9 protein-coding genes and 1 pseudogene are annotated in these 8,099 nt (G+C 67.4%); 7 read left to right on the forward strand and 3 right to left on the reverse strand.

The annotated features are described in order from the left end of the window. Positions 1-2: 2 nt before the first annotated feature. Positions 3-857 carry a hypothetical protein gene (locus AB0G32_RS36275; protein WP_361173721.1) on the reverse strand — a complete coding sequence of 285 codons (855 nt, stop codon included), beginning with the start codon at positions 855-857 and terminating at the stop codon, positions 3-5. Between the two features lie 809 nt (positions 858-1,666). On the opposite strand from AB0G32_RS36275, the gene AB0G32_RS36280 reads away from it, so the two are divergent. The 6 genes and pseudogenes from AB0G32_RS36280 (at position 1,667) to AB0G32_RS36305 (ending at position 6,207) form a co-directional block, all read left to right on the forward strand. After that, positions 1,667-1,993, forward strand: a complete 327-nt coding sequence (locus tag AB0G32_RS36280; protein WP_361173724.1) for a hypothetical protein — start codon at positions 1,667-1,669, stop codon at positions 1,991-1,993. A 48-nt stretch (positions 1,994-2,041) separates the two neighbouring features. Beyond that, entirely contained in the window at positions 2,042-3,358 is a 1,317-nt protein-coding gene (locus tag AB0G32_RS36285; RefSeq protein ID WP_361173727.1) for a site-specific integrase, read from the forward strand. A gap of 124 nt (positions 3,359-3,482) precedes the next feature. Continuing rightward, positions 3,483-4,394, forward strand: coding sequence for a transposase family protein (locus tag AB0G32_RS36290; protein WP_361173730.1), 912 nt, complete (start codon positions 3,483-3,485; stop codon positions 4,392-4,394). 159 nt (positions 4,395-4,553) lie between these two features. Beyond that, positions 4,554-4,973: a hypothetical protein gene (locus AB0G32_RS36295; protein WP_361173733.1), complete on the forward strand. Its 420-nt coding sequence runs from the start codon at positions 4,554-4,556 to the stop codon at positions 4,971-4,973. Positions 4,974-5,015: 42 nt separating this feature from the next. After that, positions 5,016-5,288: pseudogene (locus AB0G32_RS36300) on the forward strand (transposase family protein); the annotation flags it as partial. 44 nt (positions 5,289-5,332) lie between these two features. Next, positions 5,333-6,207, forward strand: a protein-coding gene (locus AB0G32_RS36305; protein ID WP_361173736.1) for an IS5 family transposase whose coding sequence is annotated in 2 segments (ribosomal slippage) — positions 5,333-5,677 and positions 5,680-6,207 — 873 coding nt in all. Because the reading frame shifts where the segments join, the coding sequence is not laid out codon by codon here. 48 nt (positions 6,208-6,255) lie between these two features. Here the strand turns inward: AB0G32_RS36305 and AB0G32_RS36310 are convergent. Next, positions 6,256-6,453: a hypothetical protein gene (locus AB0G32_RS36310; protein WP_361173739.1), complete on the reverse strand. Its 198-nt coding sequence runs from the start codon at positions 6,451-6,453 to the stop codon at positions 6,256-6,258. A gap of 71 nt (positions 6,454-6,524) precedes the next feature. Further along, positions 6,525-7,175 (reverse strand): MBL fold metallo-hydrolase, encoded by a 651-nt coding sequence (locus AB0G32_RS36315; RefSeq protein ID WP_361173742.1) that lies wholly within the window; start codon positions 7,173-7,175, stop codon positions 6,525-6,527. 98 nt (positions 7,176-7,273) lie between these two features. On the opposite strand from AB0G32_RS36315, the gene AB0G32_RS36320 reads away from it, so the two are divergent. Further along, positions 7,274-7,681: a helix-turn-helix domain-containing protein gene (locus AB0G32_RS36320; RefSeq protein ID WP_361173745.1), complete on the forward strand. Its 408-nt coding sequence runs from the start codon at positions 7,274-7,276 to the stop codon at positions 7,679-7,681. Positions 7,682-8,099: the final 418 nt, after the last annotated feature.

Here is an 8,099-nt window from a genome sequence, read left to right on the forward strand (position 1 = left end):
CGTCAGGTGATGGTGCGGCCGTGCGCGTGGAGGGTGCGCAGGGCGCCGATGGTCACCCCGGGGCGGGCCTCCAGGACGGCGTTCGGTGTCCCCGGGGCGGGGCTGTGCACCGGCCAGCCGCCGTCCTGCTCCTGTGCCGCCGCCAGGAAGTCCAGGGAGCGTGCCATCTCGTCGTCCGTGAACCACGCGCGCGCGAGGGAGCGCGGAGTGGGCGCGTAGTCGTGGGGGAGGAGGCGGCGCTCGCCGGGGGTGCGGGCGGCCGGGTCCAGTACCGCCAGGTGCTGCTCGCGCAGCAGACGGCCCAGGCGGTCGGCGGCCGCCTCCGCGCGGCGGCGGTCGGGCACGGAATCCAGGAAGGCCACCGCCGCCCGGATCTCGTAGGGGTCACGGCTGCGCAGGGACTCGGTCCTGAGCCAGCAGAATTCGGTGGCCCGGAAGAGCCAGGCGTGCCATACCCCGTTGCGGTGCAGCAGGCCGACCACCGGGCCGGTGGCGGTCAGCGCGCCGGGCAGGGCGCCGTCCGAGGTGGAGACGGATGCCAGGTAGCGGCACATCTGTTCGACGAGTGGTCCGTTGCGACGGCCGACGGCGTCCAGGACGCGCAAGGCGTACACGGTGTGCGGCACCTGGCTGTCCGGGTCGCGCAGCGCCGGGTCCAGCGCGTGGCCGTAGCCGCCGTCCGGGGTGCGGTAGGCGTCGAGCGCCGTTTCCACCGGGGCCGCCGCACCGCCCCGGAAGTGGTACGCGAACAGATGTCGTTCCAGCACCCGCGCGGTGAGCCACACGAAGTGCTCGGCACGGGCCAGCGGGGAGCGTGCCGTGGGCGTCGGGGGGAGTGGAACCGCGGTGTCGGCCATGTGTCAGACCGTAGGGCGGAAAGCGGTCTCCGCAGGCGGCCCGGGCCGGGCCCGCACCCGGGGGCGGGATACTGGGGGCATGCGGTTGACGGTCTTCTGGCAGCAGAAGAGCTGCCGACCTGCGGAGACCTTCGAGAGTTAGTGCCATGACCTGCACTGTTGTGCGGAATCGAAAGCCCTCCGCGTCCCGGCCTGTCCCGCGCTGAAACTCCCTGAAAACTCCCTGGATTCGTACCCGAACTCCCTGGAAACCCCCTGGGGTGAGGGTGCGACCGGGGTGTTTCAGGCCGCTGGCCTGGCCTGATGGCGACAACTCTCTGTGACTGTTTATGTGTTTCACCTGCTGGCGCTGGCCTACCGACCAGCTTCCTGGATGACGCGGTGCGGGGATGCGCTCACGCCCATGGCCAGTGCCGCTACCACCGTGGCATCGGAGCATCCCCGCGCCAGCAGGGATGAACCGCCGCCGACCGGGCCTGGTAGGCCCTGCGCAAGTGCCCCCTGCCGAAGCGGTGGCAGGAGGCAACTGAGTTGTTCTGCCCGGCGACGGCCGGACTGAGTAACCCGGCCAGGTTTTCATCGTGGGCGTAGCTGTGCCAGGGCACTTCCTTGTAATCGCTGGATCAGGGCGGGGCGCTTTCTGCCCGCTGTCTGGCACGCGGTGTTTGCGATGCGGTGCCAGGGTTCGACTCCCCTAGGCTCCACTCCCTCCAGACCCTCCCTGACCTGCGGAAACGCCGGGTCGGGGAGGGTCTTTCGTGGTCCTGGTGGGCACCTGGTGGGCACATCGCGTCAATTACGGTCGTCTCATGGCTTACATCGAAACCAAGGAGCGACGGGATGGGGACCCCTCGTTCGTCGTCCGCTGGCGTGCAGGGGGAGCGCGGAACGGTAAGCGGGAGTCGGAAGTTTTCGACGCCCTTACTGCGGCTGAGACGTTCCGTGATCTTGTGAAGGCGCACGGTGAGCAATGGCCGCCTGGGTGGACCCGGGGAGAGGGCTTCGTCGCGGACCGGCGACGCAAGGAGGCGATGTTCGAGCCCTTCGCCCTTGCCTACGTGGACCGCCTCACCGGCATCCAGGGCGATACGCGCGCCAAGTACAGGAAAGATGTCCTGGACAACATGGTCCCCTGATTCGGGCCGTACTCCGTGGAGGACGGCGAAGGGAGCATCGTCCGGTCCATGATCCAGGACTGGGTCAACGACCTGGAGGCCGGCCGTCTCGCCCCGCTCGATCCCCGCGATCGTAAGCCTCGGACCGCGTACAAGCCGAAGACCATTCACAACAAGCACGGTCTGCTCAGCGCGATCATGCAGTCCGCAGTCGATGCGGAAACGTCACTGCGCGCCTCCAATCCGTGCGCCAAGACACGCCTGCCTCGGCTCGACTCCACTGAGGACGAGGAAGAGATCGTCTTCCTCGAACGTGAGGAGTGGGCGTGGATCTACGAGTTCCTCCGGGACGACGCCAAGGACCCTGCCGAGACCATCGCGGAGACCGGCTTCCGGTGGGGCGAGGCGACCGCGCTCCAGGCTCGCGACCTTCGGCGGCGCAACGGCCGGCCCGCCATCCGCGTACAGAGGGCGTGGAAAAAGGACGAGGACGGGAAGTCCGTGCTCGGCGCCCCGATGACCCGGAAATCTCGTCGGACGGTCGTCATCACCCACCGGCTGGACCGGATGCTGCGGAGCCGGGCCAAGGGCCTGAAACAGGACGATCTCCTGTTCACCGGTCCGGAGGGCAACAAGTGGGACCCAGGGACCTTTCGACGTCTCCGTTGGCTGCCTGCGATCGAACTCGCCGCCGAGAAGTACGGCTTGATCAAGCGCCCAAGAATCCATGACCTCCGGCACTCGCACGCTTCGTGGCTGATTGCTGCGAAGGTCCCGCAGCCTGCCATCCAACGGCGCTTGGGACACGAGTCCATCACCACCACGGTGGACACGTACGGCCATCTCCTGGACGCGCTGGACGATGAGGTTGTGGCCGCCGTCGAGTGGGCGATGGACCCCACTGCGCCGCTGCCGGGCTTCCTGGTCCAGTCCGGCCTTGCCTCCTCGACCGACAGCCTTCCCCAGGTCCCCCGCCAGTCCTCGGGCCTGATGGACAACCCTTGGAAGGACGCGAGCGACATGACCGAGGACACCGTGGCGCAGGTGGACGAGCCGGTGTTCGTGGTCACCTTGGGGGACCGCGAGGTGCCGTTCGTGGACCGTCAGCTCGCTCGGGACGTCGCTGACCAGTGGGATGACGACCACCGGGAGAGCTGCGAAGTTCTGCGCAAGGACGGGTGGTCCGAAGAGGAGATCGACCGCCGAGGAGCACTCGGACCGCAGAAGCGCGACCGATGGACGGGCGGCGGCTCCGTTTGGACTCGGATGCCGGAGCGGCAGTTCGTGTACTCCGTCGTCGCCTCGTACGCAGCCGACGGCACCCTGACGTACGAGCCGCTTCCGCTGAGCGGTCGGTGGACGTGGCATTGGCGTTCGGCAGTGTGAGGTCGGAGGACGAACGCGAGCGGCGCTACATCGACCGCCTAACGAGCTCGTGCACGGTAGGCGGTGAGACGCCGAGCCCGGATGGTTGATCATGGTCGGGTGGGTGCGGAACTCAACGCGTGCGGTGATCATCAGTAATCGGCGGATCACGGGCCTGACTGTGGAAGTCATTGCTGAACTCGTCAAGGAGATCGGCCCGTTGTGGCAGGAGCGCCACCAGGCGCGGCTTGCCGCCCGACCGCGGAAGCGGGCCGTGGGCGCCGGCGCCAAGCACCGGCTGGTGTTCGTCGACCGGCTGCTGGCCACGCTCGTCCATCTTCGGCACGGTGTGACCCACGACGTGCTGGCCTGCTGGTTCGGCGTGGACCGCTCCACCATCACCCGGGCCGTCAGTGAGGTGCGGCCCCTGCTCGCCGAGCGAGGCTGCACCGTCAGCCCCGACGTGCGGCTGCGAACTCTGGCCGACGTCGTAGACCACCTCGGCGCGAGCGGGACGACCGCCATCGTCGACGGCACCGAGATCCGGGTCCGTCGGCCCGCCGCCGGTCGCAAGGACCGCGACAAGTTCATCTCCGGCAAGAACAAGCAGAACGCCGTCAAGTCCATGGTGGTCACAGACGGCGAAGGCCGCGTGCTGTGGTGCAGCCCAGCGCGGCCCGCAAGCTGCGCGGACATCACATACGCCCGCCAGTTGGGGCTGGTCAAGCTCTTGGTCGACGGGCCCGCGGTGGAAATCCTCGCCGATGCCGGCTACCAGGGTCTGGGCGCGCAGACCGGCAGCCGAGTGGTGACACCACCGCACCGCAAGTTCAAGAAGGACGCCCCGGACTGGTACGAGGAGATGCACGAGCGCCAGCGCAAGGCACACTCCTCACGCCGTATCCGGGTCGAGCACGGCATCGCGCATCTGAAGAACTGGCGAGCCCTGGCCCGCCACCTCGGCCGCCGCGAGCACATGAGCGACACCGTCCAGGCCGTCGCCGGCCTGCTGTCCCATCAGCAGACCGCGGACCTGACGTCGACACGGCAGAGGTGAACACCGAGCCCCGCCGCCATCCTCGACGTCTCACCGCCTACCGTGCACGAGCTCGTAAGGGCTGTCCCGTAAGCGATCTTCGACCGTTTGCGGCAGCGCCCCGCGCGCGGGCGACTGGGCCCTGATGGCAGGATGATCGCCCCGACGATTCTGGGGGCCATGTCCGTGCACACGCCTGCTGACTACCTTGAACTGGCGCATGCCGAGAGCGACAGCGCCGTACTGCATCGCCTCGCACGGTGTCCTTACCCCTTCGTATGGCAGGCACTGGCCGCCAATCCCGCCACGGCGCCCGGCACTCTGCTGGAACTGAGCACGGCGCAAGACAGTGCCTGGAACGACAACAGGCTCCTTCGGCTGCTGGCGGAGCATCCGAGCGCGGACCACGCGGTGCTACGACGCGTCCGTGATGCCGTGGCGGCGAAACTCGCCGAAGGTGAACGGCCCTATGCCGCTGTGCTCGCGCTGGCTGAGCGGACGGAACTCGCGGCGGCAGAAGTGCGACAACTCGGGACTCTCCGTGGGGCTTCCGCGCGTCTGCGCGGTCAGCTGGACCGGCACCTCGGGCTCCGCGCTTGACCCATACCCGTCCCGGTCGACCCCAGATGAAACGATCTTGGTGTGACTGCGGTGATCACGGCGTCGGTGCCGTCCTGGATAGGTCCCTTCACCGGGCTGAGCCCGCGCTCCTTCCGCAGGCTGGTGACTGCCGTGCGGCGCGAGACCGCTGCCGGACTTCAGCGTGGGCGGCCCTGGGGGCTCCCACTCGAGGATCGCATTCTGCTTGTAACGGCCTACTGGCGCACGAACTTGACCATGCGCCAAATCGCCCCGCTGTTCGGCATCTCGAAGTCGGCCGCAGATCGGATCATCGACCACCTCGGGCCGCTGCTAGGGCGTGTTTCAGAAGTGGATCTTAATGTGTCAAGATCCACTTCATGGGGAGGCATGATCTGACGAATGCGCAGTGGGCGAAGCTGGAGCCCCTGCTTCCCGCTGGGAAGAAGCCCGGACGGCCACCGGTGCACACCAAGCGGCGGCTGATAGACGGCATACGCTGGCGCACCCGCGCTGGTGCGCCGTGGCGGGACGTGCCCGAGCGGTACGGCCCGTGGGAGACGGTGTACGGACTGTTTCGGCGTTGGCAGCGGGACGGCACCTGGCACCGCATGTTCGAGCAACTGCAGGCCCGGGCCGACGCGGAGGGGCTGATCACCTGGGATGTTTTGGTGGACTCGGCCGTCGCTCGCGCCCACCAGCATGCGGCGGGTGCCCGCAAAAAGGGGATCTGCAGGTCGAGCCGCCGGGTGGTGTGTTCACCGAGCCCGACGACCACGGGCTCGGACGCTCCCGAGGCGGGCTGACGACCAAGCTCCATCTGGCGGTCGAGCAGGCCCAGAAGCCGATGTCACTGGTGATCACGGGCGGACAGCGCGGCGACTCCCCGCAGTTCCAAGTGGTCCTGGGCCGTATCCGGGTGCCCCGGCTCGGGCCAGGCCGTCCGCGCACCCGGCCTGACAAGGTTCGGGCCGACAAGGCGTACGGCTCCCGCGCGAACCGCGCCTACCTGCGCAAGTGCGGTATCCGCTGCACGGTCCCGGAGAAGCGCGACCAGATCGCCAACCGCAAGAAGCGTGGTTCCCGCGGTGGCCGACCGCCGGCGTTCGACGCGGCCGACTACAAAGAGCGCCACGCGGTGGAGTGCGGAATCAATCGCCTCAAGCGCCACCGTGCGGTGGCGACGAGGTACGACAAACTCGCCGTTCGCTATGAGGCGACCGTGCTGGTCGCGGCCATCAGCGAGTGGCTGTGACCCAGCACTTCGAAACGCCCTCTGGGCGCTGTTACCGGCCCGCGATCTTTAATACGAGGCGGGCGGGAGAAGGACAGGGGACGCGTCCAGCAGCTGGTATTGGTTGTCCCGCTGCTGGACGCGTCCGCTGGTGGGATGCGTGAAGTGGGTGCCCAGCAGCAGGTCATCGGTACCGGCCAGCTCGGTGAGCAAGTGGTGGCGGGTGGTTCGCGCCTCGGCGGGATCGACGTCACCGACGCTACCCATGTCGGGGTACGCCAGTTGTACGGGATGATGCAAGCTGTCGCCGCTGATCAGCGCATTGCGGCCGGTGCCTGTCAGCTTGACCGACAGGTGGCCGGGCGTGTGGCCGCGCGTCGGTACCAGGCGGACGCCGTCGGCCACCTCAAGGCCTGAGGGGGGATGTCGAGCAGGTCGTACAGACCGTGGTCACGGATGGGTTGCAGGGAGTCGCGGTGCACCTGGGCGACTTCCTCGTCGCTTTCGGCGGTGGCGGTCCAGTAGTCCCATTCTCTGCGGTCGGTGAGGTAGCGGGCGTTCGGGAAGGTCGGTGTCCACCGGCTGTCGACCAGGTGAGTGTTCCAGCCGACGTGGTCGACGTGCATGTGCGTGGTGATCACCAGGTCGACGGTGTCCGGGGCGAAACCCGCGGCGGTCAGCCAGCGCAGCAGTGGGGTCTGCAGGTTGTCGGCGTCGGGTATCTGCCGGGGCTTGTCGTTGCCGATGCCGGTGTCGACCAGGATGCGCTTGCCGTTCACCTCGATCGCGAAGATTTGAACGTGCATCGCAAAGGCTGTGCCGTCGGTGAAGTGGGGTTGCAGCCAGGTGTGGTGCAAGTGTTCCGGTGTGGCATCGGGCAGCAGCCATTGACTGGTTGCCGGTGACATGTCGATTTCGTCGACTCGGCGCACAACGATGCCTCCGAGGTCCCAGCCCAGGAAGGCCGGGGATGCATGGCTTGTGAACACTTGAATCCATTCGTCTTGTTTGACCGCCAGTTCCGTGGGTCGACTCTAGGACTGTCGGCGACCTTTCGTAAGTACGTACCTTTTTGTAAGCTGGTGACATGGCTGTGAGTGAGCAGTTCAAGGATGTTTTCGTCCAGCTTCCGGCAGACTCTTTCGACAAGGACTGCCCGACGCGGCCGGTGATGGCCCAAGTGACCGGCCGGTGGGGTGCGTTGATCATCGCTGCGCTGGTTCCTGGACCGATGCGCTTCTCCGGCCTTCATCGGCACATCGGCGGCATCAGCCAGAAGATGCTGTCGCAGTACCTCAAGTCGGTGGTGCGGTACGGGCTGGTCGAACGCCTGGTGGAGCCGACCGTCCCGCCACAGGTCACCTACAGCCTGACGCCACTCGGGCGGAGCCTGGCGCAGCAGCTGTGCGCGCTACTGAGCTGGTTCAGCACCAACACCCCGGCGCTGGAGGCCGCCCAGCAGAGCTACGACGCTGCCGATTCCCCGGCCCGGTAGCGTGTCACGGGACTGCTTGCCAGCGCGCCATCGGCCTCCTTGTCGCGGTCTGACCTGACTTGTGAAACATGCCCTAGGTCCAATGCCGTTGCTTTATGGGTCTGCGGGTTGGGGTCGTTGGATGCGGATGGCTCTGACGTCGGTGTGGGTGGGCTGGGGCCAGGTGTGGTGTTCGGCCCGTTTGAGCCGGTAGTTGGACATCTTGCGTTTGACGACGCGGGGCTGACTGCGCGGGCGTCTGGCAGGCAGGAGTCGTTCCAGCAGGTCGTGCTGGAGCAGGTGGAGTGTTCTGACCAGCAGGTCAGGGGGAAAAACTGCCCGGTGTGACGGTGACGCTGCGCCGGGCGGAGCGCAGGGTTTCGGTGAAGGAGATCCGGTCCGGGTCCAGATGTCGGGTGGCGGCCGTTCTGGACATCAG

This window comes from Streptomyces sp. NPDC023723 (assembly GCF_040639815.1).
Classification (GTDB): domain Bacteria; phylum Actinomycetota; class Actinomycetes; order Streptomycetales; family Streptomycetaceae; genus Streptomyces.